Source organism: Nocardia yunnanensis, assembly GCF_003626895.1.
GTDB classification, from domain to species: domain Bacteria; phylum Actinomycetota; class Actinomycetes; order Mycobacteriales; family Mycobacteriaceae; genus Nocardia; species Nocardia yunnanensis.
Genome location: NZ_CP032568.1, coordinates 7,227,797 through 7,249,603, shown reverse-complemented (window position 1 = coordinate 7,249,603; position 21,807 = coordinate 7,227,797). Strand labels below are relative to the sequence as shown.

Annotated in this window: 16 protein-coding genes and 3 pseudogenes; 9 read left to right on the top strand and 10 right to left on the bottom strand. The window is 67.5% G+C overall.

The window, feature by feature from the left end:
- Nucleotides 1–2: 2 nt before the first annotated feature.
- Nucleotides 3–1,190, top strand: coding sequence for a cytochrome P450 family protein (locus D7D52_RS33895; RefSeq protein WP_120742996.1), 1,188 nt, complete (start codon nt 3–5; stop codon nt 1,188–1,190).
- A 5-nt stretch (nt 1,191–1,195) separates the two neighbouring features.
- Here D7D52_RS33895 and D7D52_RS33890 read toward each other — a convergent pair whose 3' ends face one another.
- Nucleotides 1,196–4,330, bottom strand: coding sequence for a ferritin-like domain-containing protein (locus tag D7D52_RS33890; protein WP_120742994.1), 3,135 nt, complete (start codon nt 4,328–4,330; stop codon nt 1,196–1,198).
- A 214-nt stretch (nt 4,331–4,544) separates the two neighbouring features.
- On the opposite strand from D7D52_RS33890, the gene D7D52_RS33885 reads away from it, so the two are divergent.
- Nucleotides 4,545–4,808, top strand: a complete 264-nt coding sequence (locus tag D7D52_RS33885) for a GlsB/YeaQ/YmgE family stress response membrane protein (protein WP_120742992.1) — start codon at nt 4,545–4,547, stop codon at nt 4,806–4,808.
- Nucleotides 4,809–4,990: 182 nt separating this feature from the next.
- On the top strand, nt 4,991–6,919 hold the full coding sequence (locus tag D7D52_RS33880) for an AMP-binding protein (protein ID WP_120742991.1): 1,929 nt from the start codon (nt 4,991–4,993) through the stop codon (nt 6,917–6,919).
- A gap of 17 nt (nt 6,920–6,936) precedes the next feature.
- Here D7D52_RS33880 and D7D52_RS33875 read toward each other — a convergent pair whose 3' ends face one another.
- The 6 genes and pseudogenes from D7D52_RS33875 to D7D52_RS39655 form a co-directional block, all read right to left on the bottom strand.
- The gene (locus D7D52_RS33875; RefSeq protein WP_120742988.1) at nt 6,937–7,905 is read right to left on the bottom strand and encodes an AraC family transcriptional regulator; all 969 of its coding nucleotides are present in this window, start codon (nt 7,903–7,905) and stop codon (nt 6,937–6,939) included.
- A 115-nt stretch (nt 7,906–8,020) separates the two neighbouring features.
- Nucleotides 8,021–8,986, bottom strand: a complete 966-nt coding sequence (locus D7D52_RS33870; protein WP_120742986.1) for a ParB/RepB/Spo0J family partition protein — start codon at nt 8,984–8,986, stop codon at nt 8,021–8,023.
- Nucleotides 8,987–9,284: 298 nt separating this feature from the next.
- Nucleotides 9,285–10,298, bottom strand: coding sequence for a GAF domain-containing protein (locus tag D7D52_RS33865; RefSeq protein WP_120742984.1), 1,014 nt, complete (start codon nt 10,296–10,298; stop codon nt 9,285–9,287).
- Nucleotides 10,299–10,309: 11 nt separating this feature from the next.
- The gene (locus D7D52_RS33860; RefSeq protein ID WP_120742982.1) at nt 10,310–11,092 is read right to left on the bottom strand and encodes an SDR family NAD(P)-dependent oxidoreductase; all 783 of its coding nucleotides are present in this window, start codon (nt 11,090–11,092) and stop codon (nt 10,310–10,312) included.
- A 39-nt stretch (nt 11,093–11,131) separates the two neighbouring features.
- Entirely contained in the window at nt 11,132–11,287 is a 156-nt protein-coding gene (locus D7D52_RS33855; protein WP_222932964.1) for a hypothetical protein, read from the bottom strand.
- 375 nt (nt 11,288–11,662) lie between these two features.
- Nucleotides 11,663–12,991, bottom strand: a pseudogene (locus D7D52_RS39655) (lipase family protein).
- Nucleotides 12,992–13,397: 406 nt separating this feature from the next.
- Here D7D52_RS39655 and D7D52_RS40500 point away from each other — a divergent pair.
- Entirely contained in the window at nt 13,398–14,363 is a 966-nt protein-coding gene (locus tag D7D52_RS40500) for a quinone oxidoreductase family protein (RefSeq protein ID WP_120742980.1), read from the top strand.
- A 27-nt stretch (nt 14,364–14,390) separates the two neighbouring features.
- Nucleotides 14,391–15,260 carry a hypothetical protein gene (locus tag D7D52_RS40495; RefSeq protein ID WP_222932728.1) on the top strand — a complete coding sequence of 290 codons (870 nt, stop codon included), beginning with the start codon at nt 14,391–14,393 and terminating at the stop codon, nt 15,258–15,260.
- Nucleotides 15,261–15,401: 141 nt separating this feature from the next.
- Here the strand turns inward: D7D52_RS40495 and D7D52_RS33835 are convergent, their stop codons facing one another.
- Nucleotides 15,402–16,355, bottom strand: coding sequence for a TIGR03619 family F420-dependent LLM class oxidoreductase (locus tag D7D52_RS33835; protein WP_120742978.1), 954 nt, complete (start codon nt 16,353–16,355; stop codon nt 15,402–15,404).
- 57 nt (nt 16,356–16,412) lie between these two features.
- Nucleotides 16,413–17,099, bottom strand: coding sequence for a FadR/GntR family transcriptional regulator (locus tag D7D52_RS33830; protein ID WP_162958738.1), 687 nt, complete (start codon nt 17,097–17,099; stop codon nt 16,413–16,415).
- Nucleotides 17,100–17,294: 195 nt separating this feature from the next.
- Here D7D52_RS33830 and D7D52_RS38270 point away from each other — a divergent pair, with 195 nt between their 5' ends.
- The 4 genes and pseudogenes from D7D52_RS38270 (at nt 17,295) to D7D52_RS40215 (ending at nt 20,468) form a co-directional block, all read left to right on the top strand.
- The gene (locus D7D52_RS38270) at nt 17,295–17,507 is read left to right on the top strand and encodes a hypothetical protein (RefSeq protein ID WP_162958737.1); all 213 of its coding nucleotides are present in this window, start codon (nt 17,295–17,297) and stop codon (nt 17,505–17,507) included.
- 266 nt (nt 17,508–17,773) lie between these two features.
- A pseudogene (locus tag D7D52_RS39645) lies at nt 17,774–17,971 on the top strand (hypothetical protein); the annotation flags it as partial.
- Between the two features lie 307 nt (nt 17,972–18,278).
- Nucleotides 18,279–19,568, top strand: coding sequence for a lipase family protein (locus D7D52_RS33820; protein ID WP_246023499.1), 1,290 nt, complete (start codon nt 18,279–18,281; stop codon nt 19,566–19,568).
- A gap of 53 nt (nt 19,569–19,621) precedes the next feature.
- A pseudogene (locus D7D52_RS40215) lies at nt 19,622–20,468 on the top strand (alkylmercury lyase family protein).
- A 682-nt stretch (nt 20,469–21,150) separates the two neighbouring features.
- On the opposite strand, the gene D7D52_RS33810 reads toward D7D52_RS40215, so the two are convergent.
- Nucleotides 21,151–21,666 carry an NAD(P)-binding domain-containing protein gene (locus tag D7D52_RS33810; protein WP_120742974.1) on the bottom strand — a complete coding sequence of 172 codons (516 nt, stop codon included), beginning with the start codon at nt 21,664–21,666 and terminating at the stop codon, nt 21,151–21,153.
- Between the last annotated feature and the right edge of the window lie 141 nt (nt 21,667–21,807).

Sequence of the window (21,807 nt, the reverse complement as noted above, 5' to 3'; positions counted from 1 at the left end):
CGATGGTGGGTGATCTCGCCGGTGAGACCGCCCGCCTGCGCGCCGCCGGCCCGATCACCCGCATCGATCTGCTGGGCGTCCCCGTCTGGACCGTCACCGATCACACGGTGGCGCGCCAATTGCTCACGGACACCAGGCTGATCAAGGACATCGACGGCTGGAAACTGTGGCAGGACGGCGTCGTCACCCGACAGTGGCCGCTGATCGGCATGATCGACGCGGGCCGCTCCATGTTCACCGTCGACGGCCCCGAGCACCGCCGGCTGCGCATCAAGACCACCCAGGCGCTGACCCCGCGCCGCCTCGAGGAGCTGCGTCCCAATATCGAACGGCTCACCAAGGAGCTGCTCGACGATCTCGACGAGGCCGCTTCGGACGGTGCGCCGGTCGATCTCAAGCAGGTCTTCGCCTACCCGCTGCCCATGCGCGTGATCTCCGAACTGATGGGGGTCCCCCGCGACGATCAGGCCATGCTGCTGGACTGGTACCGGAAGTTCTTCTCCATGGTCACCCCGCAGGACGAGCGGCTGGCGATCATCGACGCCATGGACGTCTATTTCACCGAGATGGTCCGCCGCAAGACCGCCGAGCCGGGTGACGATCTGACCAGCGCGCTCATCCTGGCCGACGAGGGCGGCGACCCGCTCACCGAGGAGGAGGTGGTCGGCAATCTCAAGGCGCTGGTCGCCGCCGGGCACGAGACCACGGTCAGCCTGATCCTGAACACGGTGCGCGCCTTGCTGTCTCGCCCCGAGCAGCTGGCCGCGGTGCGCGCCGGAGAGGTGGAGTGGAAGCAGGTCATCGAGGAGACGCTGCGCTGGGACGGTCCGGTCACCCATCTGCTCATGCGCTTCGCGACCGAGGACATCACCGTCGGCGACACGGTCATCGAGCGCGGCGAGGGCGTGGTCATGTCCTACCGTGCCATCGGCCGTGACACCGCGGTGTTCGGCGCGGACGCCGACGAGTTCGACATCACCCGGCCGACGGCGGGCCGCAATATCTCCTTCGGCTACGGACCGCACATCTGCCCCGGTGCGGCGCTGGCCCGGCTGGAGGCCGCCATCGGCCTGCCCGCCCTGTTCGACCGATTCCCGCACCTGAGTCTGGCGACGCCGGACGAGGAAATCGTGAACCTGCCGGTCATGACCCAGAACGACATCGCGGCCCTGCCGGTGCGCCTGGGCTGAATCGGTCAGGGCCGCATGCCGGATTCCGTCCAGCGCCGGAACACCTCGACCCGTGCGGCGGGCCACGCGCCGTCGCACGGCATGGTGCCCGCCGCAAGGCGGTCGAGGATCTCGGCGGCGTGCTTGGTGACGTCGTCGAGCGACCACAGGTCGAACACGAAGCTCATCGACCGCTGATCCATGTCCCGGAACAGGGGTTTGATGTGGGCGGCGAAACTCACCGCCTCCTCGGGACCGGGCAGGACCGGTTCGGCCGATTCGGCGGCCGGCTCGGCGGCATACGCCGGCGCTCCGGCCGGTCCCCAATCCCATTGCGGCGCAGGGCCGTCGGCGGTGGACGCCCATTCGGCGAAAGCGGCTAAGGCGGAACGGAACTCGGTCTCCGACGGCAGGCCGCTCTCGCGGGCGGCCCGCAATACCAGTTGCGCCCAGCGCTGCTGCTGTTCGGGGGTGAGGGTGGGCCGGCGCGGAGGCTGCCCGCACTCACCCGGTGCGCCGAACGCGGCCGCGACCCATTCGGCCTCGAGTCGCCAGTGCTCGGCGCGCAGGTCCGCGAAAGCCGGTGCCAGCAGCGGATCGTCGGGGATCAGGCGCTCGTACAGCAGCGCCGTCATGCGATACAGCGCCGGGTAGCCGCCCGCCCACTCGAACAGTGTCGGCTCCTGCCCCGGCGCGGGCACCGGATCGCGGAAGCCGACATACCAGTGCATTCCGCTGCAGAACGGCTTGTTCTGGGACTGCCCGCATCGACACAGCGCGTAATGCTCCGTGGAAGCGCCTGCAGCACGGTCGATTTCGCCGCCCTCGGCATCGGCCAGCGGGATGGCGCCCCGAATGCGGTAGGGGCCGTCCTTGGTCACTTCGACGACCGGTGCGCGGGTGGCGTGCCAATCGGTGAGGTCACGGGCCTCGACCCCGTCGAAGGCCATGCCCAGCGCTCCGGAGGGGCAGTCGCGGACCGCCCGCACGATCTCGTCCAGCCGCCCGCCATTGGGCGCGACGAAAGGTTCGGCGCCGGTGCGGAATACGGTCTCCAGCCGGTCGGTGCACAGTCCGGAATGCTGGCAGATGCCGCGGTTGTCGAACACGGTCAGCGACTGTCCCGGGTAGCTGTCACGCCGATCCGCCACTCGCGCAGGATCTTTCGCGTCGTTGAAGCCGATGCGAGCATGGCTGCCGTCGCACAGCGGTTTGCGCGCCGACGCGCCACACCGGCACAAAACGGCCGTCGGACCGACCGCCACGGGCAGGCCGAGATGATCGACGACGTTCACGTTGACGGTCAGATACGGCCCGTTCTCGGCAACGCGAATCGCGCTGGGCGCACCGGCTTGCAGCTGGGCGAATTCCGCGCGCAGTCGCGGGCGCGCCCCGGCCGCGGCCGCACCGCAGGCCAGATCCTGCAGCGCGGCGGTGGCCTCGAGGAGTTCGGGCAGATCAGCGGTGAGGCACAGTCGCGTCGCCGCCGATGCGAGCGCGTGCAGCCGTTGCGGGATACTCGAATCCTCTTCGAGCACAGCAGTTTCCGCATCGCCGACCGGGTTCCGCTGGCCGTCGTGCCGGATCAACGCCTCCGATAAGGGTCGCAGCACGCTGTCGGTCAAGCGTGCCGCCATCCCGGCCGGACCGGATTCGCGGGTGAGCGCATGGGCGCTGCGGAACAGCGCGCCCAGTCCCGCGGTCGCGGCGAGATTGCCTACGCGATCGGCGAATTCGTCAGCACGCTGGCGTGCCGCGATCAGCACCGCGGGATCGGTCCCGAGGCTTTCGGGCCGGGCGTGAGAGTTCCAGCTCGGGAAGTGCGCGGCCAGCGTGGCCTGAATATCGGCGAACGCCTTGGTCACCGGCCGCAGCCGCTCCCCCACCGGTGCGGGCAGATCGGCGCGAATGGACTCGCCGAGGGCGACCGCTTCCCCGAGTCGCTCGGTCAGCAATGTCCAGGCCGCCTCGCGGTGCGGCATCAAATAGTCGGTCTCGTAGAACAATTCGAAGCTGGGTCCGACCGTCATGCCCGGATGATCGGGTCCGGCCGGCAGGGTGGTGATGAGTTCACCCAGCGGCCGGATGACCCCGAACATCAGCGCGACCGTGGCGTCGGCGAGGGTCTGCAGTTGCGCGTCGGTCTCCTCGGTGTGCGCGAAGAACCGCTCGAAGATCTGCAACAGGATCTCGTAGCCGACATTGAACAGGTCCGTCACCCGCGCGGTCGCCGGATCGCTGATCAACGGGACGGGGATATCCCGTTCGGGCGCACGGACATTGGCGGCCAGTACCGGCCGGGTCGGCTGGAAGTCCGGGTTGTCGCGCCGGGCCTGCTCGAACTCGTCGAAGATCTCGACGAACTGGCCGAAGTGCGCGTCGCGCCAGTCACCACGCGCGCCCTCGCCCTGTTCGAGAATGGTGTCGATGGCGAGTTTCGCCGACGCGACATCGGTCACCGCCACCAGTTCCGGCCACTGGAAATGCTTCCGGGTCGCTTGCGCCCGGGGCGGGCCGACGAACAGCCAGCGCTCGCCGTACTTGTCGGCCAGCTGCTGGATGCCGAGTTCGATCGAGCGGTACAGGTGCCCGACGGTCGCGAAATCCTGTAGCCGCGGCACGATTTCGCCCTGCTGCATATGGGCGGCGGCCCGGCCGACGTTCGCGAGGCCCTCGGCGTCGTCGAGGTCCATGCCCTCCGGGCGTTCCAGGAACATGAAGTGCCGCAACGCCTGTTCCCCGAACGGCAGCAGCGCCAGTTGCACACCCGCCGGATAGTGCGCCGCCGGCAGCGGCAGGTTGGGCCGGGCCATGTGCGGCGCCGCCCCGATGGCGGAGAGCAGATTGTGCACCAGCGACAGGTGCAGCATCTCCTGGGTGGCCACGTGCGACACCAGTTTTCGCCAGCGCGTGACCTTGTCGAGTTCGTCGGCGCTCAACCCCTCGTCGGCGGAGGTCTTGAGCGAGAAGGCGGCGAACAGGTATTGGCACATGATGCCGTGCTCGAGCTCGGCCGCCTGGCAGAGCATGTAGATGAGGGCTTCGCGATGTTCGATGACGAACGGGGCCTCGGGGGCCGCCCGGCCGCCGCGGGTGGCGAGGGTGCGGGCGAAGGCGCCCTGACCGGCGTCGGAGGAGGTGTCGGGCGCATTCTCACTCATGCGCGTGGGCCTTTCGAGAGCAGGCGGGAATCGCTCGCTCCATGATGGCCCCGGAATCGGAGCATCGGCGCACGTTTCGCTCCCCGTGAAAGCGTCTATCACCCTAGCGGTGCGGGAACCGACCGGCCACGCTGATGTATTGCGACACGCTCATCCGCGCGTTCGGCCCTGCTACCTTCGTGAATGCGGTAAGCGCAAAGGCAAGGAGCATGCCATGGGCATCCTTACGATGATCATCATCGGTCTGATCGCGGGTGCTATCGCCCGCCTCCTGGTCCCCGGCAAGGAGGATTTCGGCATCATCTGGACTGTCGTCCTCGGCATCATCGGCGGCTACGTCGGCGGCACCCTGGGCAGTCTGGTGTTCGCACCCCACCATTTCGACGTTCACCCCCCGGTCAAGCACGCCTTCCTCGGCGCCATCGTCGGTGCGGTCGTGCTGCTGGTCATCTACAAGTGGATTCGCGCCCGGGTGTGACGCGCTGATCCTCACCACCTCACCCACCGGCTGGGGCGGGGCCGCTGACTCGCGGCTCCGCCCCCGGTCGCGTAATGCCAATCACACACTGCTCCGCTGCGTTACAGCACACTATGCCTGCTGCGAATTCGACGTGAAAGCTTTTACTGCACACCCGAATTCACGACAGCAGGAGCAGGAATATGGTCGAGTACCCGTTCGCCGATGCCTCCGATTTCGAGATCCCGCCGAGTGTCACGCTCACCGATCTGCTCCACCAGCGGGCCGTGGCGCACGGGGGTGACGTCGGGTACCGGTATGTCGACTATGCCCGCGCGCTCGACGGCGAATATCACGAGCTGACCTGGTCGCAGCTGCAGCTTCGAGTCGGTGCGGTGGCCGCCCGCATCCAGCAGGTGAGCGCGCCGGGCGACCGCATCGCGGTGCTGTGCCCACACGGATTGGACTATGTGGTCGCGTTCTACGCGGCCATCGCGGCGGGCGGCATCGCGGTGCCGCTGTTCACGCCCGACGAGCCCGGTCACACCGATCGGCTGCACGCGGTGCTCGAGGACAGCGCGCCGGCGGTCGTTCTCACCACGGTCGGGGCGGCGGCCGGGGTCCGCGACTATTACCGGCATCGGCGGGTCGACTCGGGCGAGGGGGCGGGTGTCGGGGGCGAGGGGCCAGGGGGCGCGGGAACAGGCGTAGCGGGTCGTCGAGCCGCCGGTCGGCCGCGGATCATCGCGGTGGACGCGGTACCCGACGTCATGGAGGCGTTCTGGGAGCGACCGGACGCTACCGCCGATTCCATTGCGTACCTGCAATACACGTCCGGCTCGACGCGCACGCCCGCCGGTGTGGAGATCACCCATCGCGCGGTCGCCACCAATCTGCTGCAGCTGTACGACGCGCTCGGTCTCGACGCGGACTGCCGTGGCGTCAGCTGGCTGCCGCTGTTCCACGATATGGGCCTGCTGTGCGTCATTCTGCCGATGGTGTGCGGACGGCACCTGACGCTGATGTCGCCGAGCGCGTTCATCCGGCGGCCGTTTCGGTGGATCAAGGAGCTGAGTGCGACCGCCGACGGCGGCGGCGTCTTCTCCGCCGCCCCGAACTTCGCCTACGAGTACGCCGCCGCCCGCGGACGGCCCGCGCCGGGAACGCCGGTGGATCTGTCGAAGGTGGTCGGCCTGATCAATGGCAGTGAGCCCGTGACGGTTTCGGCCATGAACGCCTTCACCGAGGCGTTCGCGCCGTACGGGCTGCCGCGGGATGCGGTCACGCCGTGCTACGGCATGGCCGAGGCGACGGTATTCGTCTCCGCCACCCGGCCCGAGACCGGTGCGCGGGTCGTGCACGTGGACCGTGATCGGCTCGGGGCCGGGCGCCTGGTGTGCGTCCCCGCCGGGCGGGAAGACGCGGTGGCGCAGGTCAGTTGCGGCAGTCTGGCGCGAGCGCAATGGGCGGTTATCGCCGATCCGGAGACCGGCCGGGAGCAGCCCGACGGCACCGTCGGCGAAATCTGGTTGTACGGCGGCAATCTCGGCGCCGGCTACTGGAATCGGCCCGAGGAGACGGTGCGCACGTTCCGCAACAGCTTGACGCGCAGGCTGTCCGCGCACAGTCACGCCCAGGGCGTGCCGGCGGACGCGCGCTGGCTGCGCACCGGGGATTTCGGCGCATACCTGGGTGATCAGCTGTATGTGACCGGCCGCGTCAAGGATCTGGTGATCGTCGCCGGCCGCAACCACTATCCGCAAGACCTCGAGCATTCCGCGCAGAACGCCAGCAGCGCGCTGCGCCCGGGTTTCGTCGCGGCGTTCGCGGTGCCGGCCAACCGCCTGCCCATTCACGCGCTGGCTCGCCGCCCGCTCACCAGCCCGGACGACTCCTCCGAGCAATTGGTCCTGGTAGCCGAACGGGCCGCCGGCATCGGCACTCTCGACCCCGATCTGATCGCCTCCCGGGTGCGAGGCGTGCTCTCCCGCCGCCACGGCGTCTCGCTGCGAGATCTGTTGCTGGTTCCCGCCGGTTCCATTCCGCGCACCTCCAGCGGCAAAATCGCCCGGCGGGCCTGCCGCGCCGCCTATCTCGACGGCACCCTCGTCCGCGTGGCGCGGCACTGCTGACGTGGGGCCGCGAACGATCAGGCGACTCCCCGCGAACGGTAGGCGGCCGGGGTCATGCCCGCTTCGAGCCGGAACGCTCGATAGAACTGCCGTTCGGTGGCGAAGCCGCAGGCGCGCGCGATCGCGATCACCGGCAGATCCCTTCGGGCGGTGAGCAATTCGCGAGCCAGCTCGATCCGCATGCGGCGCAGGATCGCGGCGGGGCCGCCCTCGAACTGCTCCAGCACGCGGTAGAGCGTGCGCCGCGACACCCCGCAACCCGCGGCGATGTCGTCCACGGTGAGTGCGGGGTCGGTGCGATGGCGGCGCACGAACTCCAGCACCTGCCGCACGGTGAGCGTGGCGGCGACCTCGCCCGGGACCGGGCGGCCCACGGTCAGGGAGACCGCGGAGATCAGCAGGTCCACCGCCGATCCGCTCAGGGCCGCGGCCTGGTCCGGCCGGGTGTTCTGCAGCTCCGCCAGATCGCGTAGGAAACCGGTCACCATACCCGCCGGGCCGCCCCGCAGAACCGTTGTAGCGGTGGGGACCTCACTCGCGGCGAGGCCGGTTCGGTCGCGCAGCCTGCGCAGTGGGACCAGCACCGCGGCCATCGTCCAGTCGACGTCGAACTCCCAGTGATAGGGGCGGGTGCTGTCGTAGAAGACCATCTCGCCCGGCCCGACGTCGGCGACCCGTCCGTCCTGATGCAAACGACCGCGACCGCTGAGCAGGATGCTGGTGTGCAGGATCTCGTCCTCGGTGCGGGCGATGAGCGATCTGGTGCGATCCACCCGCTGCCGGCTCGCCCCCAGAGTGGACAACTCCATACCCGGATATCTGCCCAGGGTGATCCAACCGCTGAACTCCCCCGAACCGGTCGGCGAAACCGCCAGCGGCACATACGCTTCGGAGAGCCCTGCCTCCCATTCCTCGAACACCTCGCCGGCACGGACTCCCTCCCCGCCCCGAATCTCGATCCGCCGGACCTCCGCCAACTCCGCCATACACACCCAACATCGACATCACCTGCGCGCCCAACCGGTCGCGGGCGCACCTGATCGCAAGATACTGGCCGCGCCCGGGTCCATGCCCGTTCCGTCCCGGTCCGCGCGAATCAGCTCACGCGGCGGAGGTCTCGGCTATCACGTCGGCGCGGCGGGCGGCGGCGTCGGCGAGCGCGGCCCAGTTGTCGGCTTGGCGGCGGGCGAAATCCGCCAGGAGCGCGGCGGATTGGGGAGGAAGGGTGTGCAAGAGATCGGCCCAGAGTGTCGGGTCCCCGGCCGCCACTGTTGAGGATGTGTGCTGGGCGGCAGAATTCGGCGCGTGGCCAGCCGCGGATGCCGACTGAGCGGCTGGTGAATGGGCCACTGAGGTCGACAAGTGAGCCGACTGGGTCGGGGCATGGGCGTGCGGTACGGCGGACGAGTGGTCGGTCCGGATAGCTTGGCGCGTCACGCTATCCGTGCTCTCACCGCAGTACTGTCCGGCGTGACGCTGTTCGGTGCGGCGCTCCCGCCCCCAGTGGACGCGTCCGATCACGTGCGGCTGTCGGCGGATGCCGGCGATCGTGCGCTCGGGGAGGCCGATCATCTCGCCGAGCATGCGATTCGACCACTCGGGGAACAGTGACAGCGCCCGCTTGGCCGCGGCCTTGCGGTCGGCCGCCGACAAGGGCAGGCCGTGGCGGCGGTTGAGCCGGATCGCGAGCAGCAGGGCCTCACCTTCGTCGCCGTCGAAGTACATCGCGTCGATCCACTGCGCCCCGGCCGCCTGGGCGGCGCGCACCCGGTGCGCGCCGTCGATGACGGTCATGGACGGTCGATGCACGACGATCGGCGGCAAGGCTCCCGCGACCTGGGCAAGGGCGTCGATGTGGCGTGGGTTCTCCCCGGAGATCCGCACTAGGCTTTCGATGTGCAAGCGGTCCAAGGGGATTCGCACGATCTCCGATCCGGCCAGCTCGGCTGCTACGACATGGTGCCGCACGGCGATCTCACCGGGACGCAGCAGGCGGTGGGCGAATCGGCGCAGCAACGTGCGAACCAGCCGCCGTCCCCGCACGTTCCATGGCTTCGAATCGAACATGACGCCGCCCTCCGTCCGTCGAGCAGCCCGGAGTTCCGGTGCACGCCAAGCGTTTCCGGATCAGGGCCTATCATCGACGCGCCAGGCGGTCTCACGGGGAGGACCGGCAAGATTCCCGCTCACGCGGGTGCGTACGTGCGGAGTGTATCGAGTGGCGCTGACCACGGGCAATCCAGCAAATCCCAGGTGCCGAAGGGCATTCCGAAGCGAGCATTCGCGACCAGGAGCGGGCGGCGTCCGAGGCGCGTGGCGGTGTTACCAATCCGACAAACATTGCCGGTGGTTTGTTTGCTGTGTGTCACGGGGTTCGGGGGTCAGCCTCCCGAACCGTGACGAGCGCGGCGGTCGTGTATTGATCGAGTGCCATCAGAACGGCCCTGGCGTGCACCGGCTTCCACCCGTTGTCGAGGGTGCGCAGTCTCAGCAGCGCGGAGGTGCGGGCGTGCGCGAGGTCGCGGCTCATCGTCTTCGCCGCCGGCAAATCCTCCGGGTGGATGGCCGGGACCGGCTCGCCGGCGAGCGACTGCCACGCGATCTCGGGCATCGGCGGCCCCATCCAGCGCAACAGCCGCAGCGTCCGCAGATCCACGATGGCCCGGAACTCCCCTTCCTCCGCCGCCGCGTCGAGTACCCGGTGCTCGAGAATGACCGGCGGCGGTGCACCGCTGATGTCGAAGGCGTCACCGATATCGTGCGTGACGCCGCGCATCAGCACTTCGGATTTGCCTGCGGCACTTTGCTCTTCGAGCATCCGGCAGGAGAAGTGCGCGGCCCGTAGCGCACCGTCGTCGCGGCGCACGGTCCACACCGCCTGGTGTTCGGTGCCGGGTGCCGACCTGACCACCTTGGCCAGGGCGTCCGACTCGTCGCTGTTGGTGATGACACGGGTGAACACGCCCGCGATCGCATGGTCGCGGGCCCGGTTCTCCGGCGCCACCCCGTAGAGGTCGAGCAGATCGTTGGAACGGGTGGACTGCCCGGTCGCGAGGTTGAAATACCAGGCCCCCACCGGATCTCGCGGCGGCACCTCTTCCTCCACCGGCCCAGACCACACCAGCACGGCGTGCATGCGCTCGTCGTCGATGAGCAACGGCTGGGTGACGGTGCGCCGGCGACCGTCACCACTCAGGATCTCCAGCGGCCGCAATGCCGCCTGCGTCGCCTCGATCGCGGCGCGCAACGTCGCCAATGTCTCACGGTGCCTGAACATCTGCGCCAACGGCACGAATTTCCTTGGCGCACTGCCGAGTCCGATGACGGTCGGCTCACCGCCACCGAAGGTCTCGATCAAAAGCCAGCGCGTCCCACCCATTCCCGCCCCTCCTATCCCCGCACCACCAGCCGAATCAACTTCTCGTACTGCCCACCCGCGAGCCTGGCCACCGCATCGGCGAGCACCGCATCGGCTCCAATCAGTACACGACTGCGCCCCCGCGCGACGCCGTTCAACACAACCCGCGCCGCCACTCTGGGCTCCGTCCGCGCCACCACCCGATCGAACCGCTCCGCCGCCTTCCGCGCATCCACCCCCGCCGCCGCCAACGCCGACCACGCGATCCCCGTCTTCACCCCACCCGGATACACGCAACTCACAGCCACGTTCGGCCGCCCCCGCAACTCCGACCGCAACGACTCACTGAACCCCCGCACCGCGAACTTGGCCGCCGTATAAGGCGCCGCCCCACCCACCCCGATCAGCCCATAAGCCGAAGAAATATTCGCGATCCGCCCACCCGAAGACTCCACCACATACGGCAAAAACGCCTTCGTACTAGCCACAGCCGCCCCCAAATTGGCCCGCATCACCACCTCGAAGTCCTCCACCTCCGACTCCCCCACCCCACCATAAAACAACCTCCCCGCATTGTTGATCAGCACATCCACACCCCCGAACGCCCCCACCACCTCCGCCGAAACCTCCCGCATCCGTTCCGAATCCGCCGCATCCCCCACCACTCCCAAAACCCTCCCACCCCTCCCCCTGACCCTCTCCACCGTCTCCCCCAACCCCACCCCATCCACATCCACCGCCCCCACCAACGCCCCCGCCTCCCCCAAAGCCACCGCCAACTCCCTCCCAATCCCCGCCCCAGCCCCAGTAACCACAACAACCCGCCCCGCATAAAAACCACCACTGAGCCCTTTTCATCCTTGGGTGGCGGCTTGAAGCTCGCGGGTTTGCAGGAGGTGGATAGCCTTGACCAGTTGCCCGGCCCGGTGCGGGCAGCAGCGTAGTTTCCGCAGCACTTTCCAGGTCTTGAGCTGGGCGTTGGCGCGTTCACCGGGTGCGCGTAGTCTCAAGAGCTGGAAAGTACTGCGGAAGCTACGCTGCTGCCCGCACAAGGCCGGACAGCTCGCCAAAGCCGTTCACGCACTCCAGGACCGCGAAATCCAAGCCGCCCAAGGATGAAAAAGCCTCAGTGTGGGGCGAATGGGACTGTGATCGTTGGGTTGCCCACCTATTGCTCCTAGACGGTTGTACAGATTCGGGCTCTGGCACGCGCCTGGCGATTTTCCCTGGCGGGATGTGTTGGGGCTCTGGGTGGTTGATCGGGTGGTTGATGTTTGATGTCGAGGTGCTGAGGGTTCTGTTTCGAGATCGAGCCTCAACCCGGTTGGAGGATCCGGGTTGAGGCTCGGAGCGGTTGCGGTCGGTTCGGTGAGGTGGTGTTGTGTCTAGTTGTTGCCGATCGCCTTGCCGAAGAACGAGGCGATGGTTTCGCCGAAGATTTGTCCCAGCAGCCCCAGCCCGGCTGGATCGAGGGCCATCAATCCGTCGTCGGAGGTGTGGCAGCCGGCGGGTGTGGGGACACCGTCGAGTCGGTCTCGAAGCCACAGCAGTGCGGTTGCGCTGCCGGACACTTCGGTGGTGACGTGTTCGCCCGCGTGCTCTCGGGTGTATTGGACTCGGGCGTCCGGGTTTTGGCAGTAGGTGTCGACCAGGGTGTTGACCGGGCCGACGGGGACCAGTTCGTCGGGGTTGCCCTGCCAGATGAACATCGGCATGTCGGGTACCGCTTTGCCCATGCGAGTCCGATCGAGGGTGTCCTGGACGACGGGGTTGAGCATCGGATCGCCTTCGGGAACGCGCAGCAGCCCCTTGAGGTTCAGGAAGGGGAACAATCCCGTGTTGTACTGCACGCACAGCCCGCCTTTGACCGCTGAAAGGCCTTGCCGAGCAGGTCGAGGTCGCGGTTGAGCAGAGTGGCGAAGTTGGGGTATTCGCGGGCGAGTCCGAGGACGGCGGCCATGATCATGCCGGCCCAGACCTGGCCGTTGCCGATGTTGAGCAGTGGGCCGAAGTCTGCGGGAACACCGCCTTCGGCGGCGGCGACGATATTGAGGTCGGGTGCGTAGCTTTGGTGTAGTTCCGCGGCGTGTCCGGTGGCGATCGCGCCCCCGGAGTACCCGTACATGCCGATTCGGGTTTGTGGGTCGAGTCGCATCGGCGCGAAGTCGCGGGCGGCGCGGATGCCGTCGAGGGTGATCCGGCCCGCCAGTGGTCCGGCCGCGAAGGCGCCGTTGGGGCCTTCGTGGTCGGGGATCACCACGGCCCAGCCCTGCTGGAGCGCGGCTTGGGCGATGATGAATTCGAGCGGGGCGACGATCTGGCCGACGAACGCGGCTGCTGACCACTGCTGCACCGCGTACGAGGGTGCGCAGTAGCCGCCCAGGGAGTCCTCGGCGATCTGGACCGAGACGAGTTTGGTGGGTGTCGACCCGCGCGGTTTCAGCACGGTGGCGACGGCGGGATGGCTTCATCTCGGGAATTGTTCGATCGGTAGGACACTTGCCAGGCGTCGACATTGACTGGATCAGCCCGGCGTTGGCCACATTGACCTGCCGGGCGGCGATGATCTCGCCGGGGGCCTTGGCCGCGAAGGCAGCCGTCGGCGGGTTGTAGAACCCGGGATCGAGCTCGGGTGGCAGCGGAACGGCTGGTGCCGCCTGCACCGGCACCGGAACTGTCTCATCTGGTTGTGGTGCCGCGCGGCTGGCGTACATCACGGTCGTCACCGCCATCACTGCGGTGGCGACGCTGGTCCGCTACGACTTTGTGGCCGAGGTACTCATTTAGGACTCTCCACTCTGCAGTCTGACACCAGACTGACTCAAATTCAGTTAGCCAGGCTATTGCCTGAAGATGGATAGATCAAGACTGTCCGGGACAGATTTCGTGCGGGCTCCAGGAGGTGCGGTATCCCTGGACGGCGATGGCTGAGTTTGCCCTGCGAGTATTCGTCGAGCTGCCCTGAGGCGCGTGGTCAACTACTGTCTGGGTCGATGCGCTCGGCGTCGGGTTGGTTTTCCTGCTTTATGCGGTGATCGAAGACGTTCGTGGCTCGAACGCCTGGACCCGTCGGCGTACCTGCTGCTGGGTGCGGCTACGCCTCGTGTTTTGATCGAAGCCATGAGCGAGCAGGTATCGCGGGTGCTGGTATCGCAACTGCGCGATTGGGGTACGACGGTTGTGGTGGAGGAGGCCGAGGTGGCGGCCGAGGCAGCCGGGGGGTGGGCTGTGGTTGCGATGGAGGCCGCCGCGCTCACCCATCTCGACCTCACGGTGATGTCGGGGCGCTTCTCCTACCGACCCACGCTGCCGTTCACGCCTGGCACCGCCGGTGTGGGCCGGGTGCTCAGTGGTGATCCCGCGGTGCGCGGGCGGCGGGTACTGATCCGGGGTGCCGGGGTCGGGCTCGAACTGCCTGGCACCTGGGCTCAGCGGGTCACCGTGCCCACGTCCGCATTGCGGGTGATCCCCGAGCGGGTCGATGCGGCACTGGCGGCGACGTGTTACTCGCCGATGACCACTGCGTGGGCCGCGGCGGGGCCCGTCGGTGACATCAAGCCCGGTCAGCGGGTGCTGGTAACCGGTGCCGCCGGCGGCGTCGGATCGATGACCGTGCAGCTTGCGGCCCGCGCCGGCGCTCACGTCATCGCTCTGGTCCGCAACGAGGCCGACGCTGCCGCCGTACCCCCGGCGGCCGCTGAGATCCTCACCGGTGGTGCGGATCTGGCGGCGCGGCTGCGCGAGCACGGCGGCGTCGATGTCGTGCTCGACACCGTCGGCGGGGACACCGTCCCCACCGTGTTGCCGGCGATCGAGCCAGGTGGCCGGGTCGTCATGATCGGCTATGTCGGTGGCAAGACCCTGACCGTGGACCTGCCGACGCTGCTGGCCGCCGATGTCGCTCTGCTGCCGATGAACATGGTCCGCCGCCACGTCCCCGACGACGTGTTCGACACTCTGCTCACCGAACTCGGCGCGGGTACCCTTACTCTCCAGACCAATACCTACCCCTTCACCGGTATCAATGAAGCCCTGGCTGCCCGGACGAGCGGATCGATCAAAGGCACTCTGGCACTGATCATGTGAGATCCCGCGCGCTACGATCAGCGCAGGGTGGTGTTCACGCCTTTCCGGATGCGTCGATGCGACTTTCGATCGGATGAGGTTGTGGGTGAAGAAGTCCGCGAGCTTGTCCGCCACGACAGAAGCGTATTCGGGTTTGTCGTAGAGGTCGACGTGGCTGGCGCCGTCGATCCAGAAGAGTTCTTTGGGTTCGTGGGCCTGCGCGATCGCGGTTCGGCTGAAGTAGGCGGTGTCGGCTTCGGTGCCGGCGATCATCAGCAGTGGTCGGGGAGAGATCCGCTCGATCGCGTCGTAGGAATCGTATTGGGCGATGTGGTCGATGCTGCGGAAGACGAACCGGTTGGTCGATCGGGGGTGGCCGCTGCGGGGTGTGCGGTAGTACTCGTAGGCTTCGCGGCCCATGGGCGGTGCGGCAGCGGCTTGTTCGGGGGTGTCGGGGATGATGTGGTCCAGTCGCGGTGGTTCGCCGCGGGCTTCGGCCGTGCGGGCCGCGCCCGCTTCGTCGAGCATGGCGTCGAGGACGTCGGGTGGCTGGGTGCCGCCGAGTCCGTCGCGGAACATGGCGCCGATGTCGAGGGCGCTGATCGTGGCCACCGCTTTGATGCGGTGGTCGGTTTGGGCGGCGAAGGGAACGTAGCCGCCGGAGGCGCAGATGCCGAGTGCGCCGATCTGTTCGGGGTCGATCTCGAGGCTGGTGGTCAGGAACGTCACCGCGTTCTTGATGTCTTCGACGCGCGCGGCCGGATTTTCCAGAAACCGTGGCAGGCCTTCGCTTTCACCCTGATAGGAGGCGTCGAAGGCGAGGGTCACGAAGCCTCGTGCAGTCAGTTCGGCCGCGTACAGGCCCGCGGTCTGTGCTTTGACGCCGCCGAACGGATGCGAGACCACGATCGCGGGTAGTCGTGTGCCCGCCGTCCAGGTACGGGGGAGGCGAAGGGTCCCGGCGAGTGAAAGCCCGTTGCTCGGGAATCGGATGTCGATGCCGGCGCTCTGGTTCGTGTTCACGATCGTTCCTCCTGTGTGGCAGAAGAATCGGTGCTGTCAGGATGCGTTGATGGCGACAGGCTCCATGTGAAAGGCGGGGTCGAGGATCTCGGTGGCCAGTTGTTCGATCGCGGCCCATTCGTGGGCGTCGCGGGCGCTGTCGCGGGAGGCGGGCGCGTCGGGGAAGAAGGGGTGGTGGACGGGATCGAACACGACGGTCTCGATTTCTCGTGCGGCCAGCTCGTGGAGGTCGGCGGTGATTTGTTCGATCGAGCCGACTCCGAGCGGGCGGTCGGGTTCGTGACAGGGTGTAGCGGTGATCGACAGCCGTATCCGGGGTGCGATCCGCGGCGCCGGTGCGCGCGCTGCTTCGGCCAGCCCGGCCGCGTGACGCGCGCCGGCGTCCAGGGTTTCGAGGGTGGGAAAAACTGGATGCCAGGTGCCGTGATGCGTGATCGCCCGGCGCAGTGCAGGTTTGGCGCCGCCGCCGAACCAGAGCTGCGGCCCGGCTTCCTGGTGCGGTGAGGGTGTGGCGAGCAGGTCGTCGAAGGCGGCGAACTGTCCCTGGAAGCTCGCCTTCCTGCCGGTCCACAGCTGGTTCAGGGCGGTGAGGTATTCGTCGGTGATCGCGCCGCGTCGGGCGTAGTCGAGTCCCAGGGCGTGGTATTCCTGTTCGTTGCCGCCCACGCCGACCCCGAAAACGATTCGCCCACCGCTCAGTTGGTCGATGGTCGCGATCGCGCGCGCCGTCTGCACCGGATGGCGCAGCGGCAGCACGGCGACCGAGGTGCCGAGACGAATCGTGGATGTGGCCGCCGCCAGATAGGCGAGCACGGCGAAGGATTCGTAGAAGTCCTCGGGGTAGGCCCGGCGTACGTCGGCGGGCTGAGCGAGATGGTCGGTGACCATGGCCAGCTCGAAACCGAGTCGCTCACTGCCCTGTGCCCAGGCGGTGAGACGGTCGGGGGAGACGGCCGCGCCGTAGTTGGGTATCGAGACACCGAATCGCATGTGTGGCAGGTCCTTTCGAGTCGAAGCAGCAGATGGGCTGTGCCGGGACGCGGGAGGTCAGGGCATTTCGTGGAGGGCGTCGGTTTGCAGGGCGCGCACCGTCCGCTCGGCGCGGGCGGGATCGTTGTCGGCGATGGCATCAACGAGGTCGCCGATTTGCGCACGCCACCGTGCGAGGTAAGCGTTGCCGACTGGGTTGTCGGCGAGCTGGTCGACGGGTTCGGCGGCCATGTGCTGGTACAGCTCGGCGAGGAATTCGTTGCCGGTGACCTCGCTCATGCCGCGGAACAGCGCCAGCCCGGCAGGCAGCAGGTCGGCGAATGAATGTGCTTGCGCGGCAGCGGTGTCGATGCCGGTGAGCAGTTCGCGCAGCCTGCGCGCGCCCTCGGGGGTGCAGCGTTGCGCGGCCAGGCGGGCGGCGTATTCCTCGAGCATGGCCCGGATCTCGAGGACATCGCGCACCTGTGCGCGCGCGATCCGATCCAGCAGCGGAAATTGCAGCGGATTGTCCGCCCGCACGTAGGTGCCGTCTCCGGGACGGGTTTCGAGCATCCGCACCTGCGCCAGCGACCGCACCGCCTCCCGTACGGTGCTGCGGCTGACTCCCAGCGCCTCGATCAGCTCCGGCTCGGGCGGGATCTTGGTTCCGACCGGCCATTCTCCCGAGGAAATCCGAGAACGCAATTCGTCGGCAACACGCTGCGACAGGGTGGTGTTACGGGCAATCCGGGGGAGATCGGGCACGTCAGCTACTCCTTTCAATGGCTCTGGTCAGGGAATAGCACTCCGAAGAAACGCGATTCGGACATCTTGACATACGTCTGATGTTTAAGTCTACTGTTCAGTAAGATCGGCATGGCAAGTCATCAGTTAACTGTCGAGGGCGGGCTCCTCCCGTGAGTGGAGGTCTGGCCCGACGTGAGAGCAAGGAGTCACATCATGCGCAAATTCCTGGGTGCAGCAGTCGTCGTCGGCGCTCTCGCCGCCGCCACTGTTACCGCGACCGGTGTCGCACAAGCGACTCCCGCGTCCCCGTCGCCGGTGTGTTCGATCGTGGCCTACCCGCTGGTGTTCCTGGTGGAAGCCACCGGCGGCAAGGCCAGTCCGCTGTTGCCGGTTTCGCAGGCGGTAAGTGACGCGGTGTGCCGCTGACGGCGGCAACTTTCACCGAGCGCGTAGCACCCATCGGAGCCGAGTTCGCCGATATGACAAGGGGAATGACAGTGAAGCGTTCTTTGACAGTTCTCGCGGGAATGATCCTGGTCCTGGGCGCCGCGGCGTGCTCGAAGGACAACTCGACACCCGCACCCGCCACCAGTACCAGCGTCAAAGCGAGCGTCTCCGCCACGAGCACGACAACGGCCCCGCACGATCGCCCCAGCACCACCGTGCCCGCGCCCGCGCCGACCACCGACCGACGTGGTGCCGACGGTTCGACCGGCAACGGCCTCAGCGCCGAGTACTGCGCGAAGAACCAGGACCCGGGCTGCCCGCGGGGCTCCTACATCGGCCCGAACGCCATCCCGAATCCCAACGGTGACGGCACCTGGGTGCCCTGCGAAGGCAGCATCTGCACCAACCCCAATCACGGAGCCGGCCCCGAAACCACGCCGCCGCCGGTCGAGACCACCACACCACCGGTCGAGACCACCACGCCGCCGCCGAACAACGACCGCGTCGAAGGCGGCGCGTGCGAAGGCGACGGGCACTGGGTGCACCTCGACGGCGGCAACGCCGGGCACTACGGCACCGACTGGCTCTGCCGGCACTGACCAACCCATCAACACGCTCGGGCCCGTTGCTCCGATCGACAACGCAACCGCTGATCGCAGCAGCGGGCCCGCCATCCACGCGCGATGACGCACGGGAGGAACCATGGGATCGACAGCCATTCGCCGGACAGCATGCGCGGCAGTCTCAGGGATGGTCCTGCTGTGCGCCGCCGCCGGTATCGGGTCGGCGTCTCCGGACTTCCCGCCGACCTTCCCGTCGGATCAGAATCAGCTCCCGCAATTGCCTTCCGAGCCTTCGATTTACGCTCAGCTGCCGATCCCGACACCTGCGCAGGATCCGTGGTACGACGATCCGGCCGATCTCGGCGATTACGCGCCCGGCCAGATCGTGCGTAGTCGCGAGGTGCAGACTCGGCTGCTGGGAATTCCGTTCCCGGTGTACACCAAACAGCTGCTCTTTCGCTCCAACGATGTGCACGACAACCCGATCGTCACCGCGACCAGCGTCATCGTCCCGGGAATCCCGTGGATCGGAAGCCCGCGCCCGGTGGTGTCCTTTCAAGAGGCGATCGATTCCACCGACTCCTCGTGCAACCCCTCGCACACCTTGCAGGTCGGCACGATGAAAGAGTCAGCGCTACTGCAGTATTGGCTCGAACAGGGCTTCGCGATCAACATCCCCGACTTCGACGGCAAGTTCAACACCTTCGTCACGTTCGCCGAAGGCAAAATGGTCCTCGACAGCCTGCGGGCGATGAAGAACGACCCCACCCTGGGCCTGTCCGATTCCGGTATCGCCCTCTACGGGTATTCCGGCGGCGGATCGGGATCCATGCGCGCCGCCGAACTGCGTGCGAGCTACGCCCCGGATGTGCGCTTGCTGGGCGTCGCGGCGGGCGGAGTGCCCGCGGACCTGACACGCCAGGTCGATTACGCCATGGTGAAACAACCCGGCCTGGCCGGGATCGGGAACTTCACCATGTGGCTCGGATTCGCGGGCTTCTCCCGTGAATACCCCGAAGCGTTCCCCCTCGCGGACATGCTGACCACCGAAGGCCAGCAGCTCGTCAAGGACGTCTCGAGCCGCTGCTACGCCACCATCGCGCTCACCGGCTTCTACCGCCCGATCGGTGAATACTTCCAACCCGGCAAGAGCCTCGACGACTTCCCCGAAGCGGTCAAGGTGTTGCGCGAGAACAGCCTCGGCAAAACCATCCCGGACATCCCCATCCTCTGGTGGCACGGCATGTGGGACGAAGTGCTGCCACCCTCGGAAGCCCTCCCGACGGTCAACGACTACTGGAACCGCGGCGCGGATCTGCGCTTCTACACCGTTCCCGCGCCCGAGCACGTGGTCAACGCGATCACCGGCTGGTTCCCGGCCGTGGCCTGGACCAGCGCCATCCTGCGCGGCCTGTCCCCGGGCCCGAAATTCAAGGCCGACTTCCAGCCACTGCCGCCCGGCTTCCCCGGAACCTGAAATCGGCTACGCCGCAACCCCACCAGCGTTCGCCCGACCGACCGGAGACAGTGATGGCAGAACTTTCCCACCGCGCCCGCACGATCCGCCAGCGCATCATGGACCAGGTCAGACAACAGGGAACCGCTCCGAGCATCGCGGAGTTGCGCGAAGAGTTCGCGCTGTCGGACGCGGAGCTGTCATCGGATCTCCGCGATCTGGAAGGCGCGATCTGTATCGCTCGCCAAGATCACGAGCACGCGGAAAGCCTGACGTTTCAAGGCGAACCGCTGATCCGTCCACAGCCGGCAGTGGGCGAACTCGTCTACGCGCGCCCGTTCGCGACCTTCGAGAACCACTACCGCGTCACCGTCGACGGTCGGCAACGGTGGTTCGCCGAATGCGCCGTCGAAGCCTGCGCCATCTCGGGTCAGTTCCCTGGATCGGAGGTGGTCGTGGAGTCGGTGTGCCGACAGACCAAACAGCCCGTACGCCTGGTCGGACGAGACGGCGTCCTGGTGGGCTACCAGCCCGCGACTCTGCGTGTCCACCTCGGGATACCCCATGCGCGAAATGCCGGACCGCGTCGTGGGATGGTGCGACTACAACAGCTTCTTCGCGTCGCAGGAGATCGCCGAACGCTGGCAGCGCGAACACCCCGAGATCAAGGGAATCACACGCTCGCCCGAGCAGATGTCGCACCTCATCACCGAACTGCTCGGCCGCGGCCGACTGGACTACAGCTACCAGCCCGACTTCCCGCTCATCCCGCTGGCTCGAAACCTGCACCGCTTCGGCCTCGTCGGCCTCACCCGCGACCGCATCCCCCGACCCGACACCTTCTGGCTCCCCACCCCGGGAATGATCCGCCGCTGGAAGCAGAACGGTTTGGGCATGTTCTTCCGATTCCACTTGCGGTGATCCCGCTTTCGCGTGGGCCGCTGGGTGGCATGGATTGCGTTCCCGTCCCGCCATTCCGGTGGTTACCCACTGATCGGTGGTCGATCAACAGAGAACCACCGGGAATCCGACGTTGGATTTCAGCGCGTCCCATTGCGAAGGGGCGCCGCCACTTGGCATTTGGGTCCGAATCCGACCAGTGAGCGTATCCGATAGGGCTCGCCGCTCTGAATCGACCGGCGCAGGTCGCGCGCGCTCACCCAACGGTTCGCCGGTGGTCCGAGCGGCCGCTGGGCCGAGCCGAGTGCCTTGAGGGCCTGTTGCGGGGCGTGCGGGTCCGCACGATCGGCAATTGCGGCAGGCTGGTGTGGCAGGGAGCACGACGTTCCCGTCAGGTGCATTGTGCGAGCCGGGCAATGCGAACGGGGTCGCGATCGCCCGGTCGGTCTGAGTTGGGGCCGCACCCTGCCGGGCTGGGCATCTAGCACCGCGTGGCCCATCATGATCCCGTCCATGACCGCGGTGGCGCGGAGGTCCGTCGGGCGCGTGGGAATGCTGCACAATCCACCGACATTGACGAAGGGCACCGATGCCGCTGCATAGATCCGGCAGAGAATCTGTTTGCCGGCCACGAGCGCCTGCCGACCGGATTCAGGTTGCGGTTCAAGAAGTCGGCCAGTTCGGCGGCGTCGAGTGAGCGGCTCTAGGCGCGCAGTCGCTGAGTCGGCGCGATCGCCGCGGGTAGCGCCACTCGTGCGGCCTCGTAGAGCTGAGACGAGGGTGACCACCGCCGAGCGAGCGCGTCAAGGTCCTCGTGTGTACGCGGTTCGAGTACCGGCCGGCGGTCCAGGGTTGCCTGTGTCAGCGCGCGCCGCAGCCCGGCTCGGTCGAAGTCGGCCTGGTATGCGGGCATCTCGGGTTGCTGACGCCACGAGTCGTGCAGTTCTCCCGCGTCGACCGCGCAGCAGCCCAATTGCTCGACGAGCCAGAGAATCTCGCCTTTCCATGTACCCGCCGTTCCGGACACCGGTAGCGCGATGCGGCCCGACCGGCCGGCGCTGCGTCCGCCGCGCTCCAGCGCGAACGGGTGAATGGTGTTGAACGCCTTGTACACGGTGCGGTCGAGACGATGCCGCACCCACAGGCTGTCGATTCCGCCGGGCTTCAGGCCCGGCAAGGGGCTGTCCCGGCGGGGTCGATAGTTGCCGGCGTCGATCACCGGTGGCCCTTCGGTCCGCGTGAATGTCGTGTCGGCAAGTACGGGGATCGCGCGATAAGGGACGCAGAGGATGACCAGATCGACCTCGTGCGCCGCCTCCTCGCTGCGTACCGGGACGATGCCCGGATAGGGCCTGAAGGT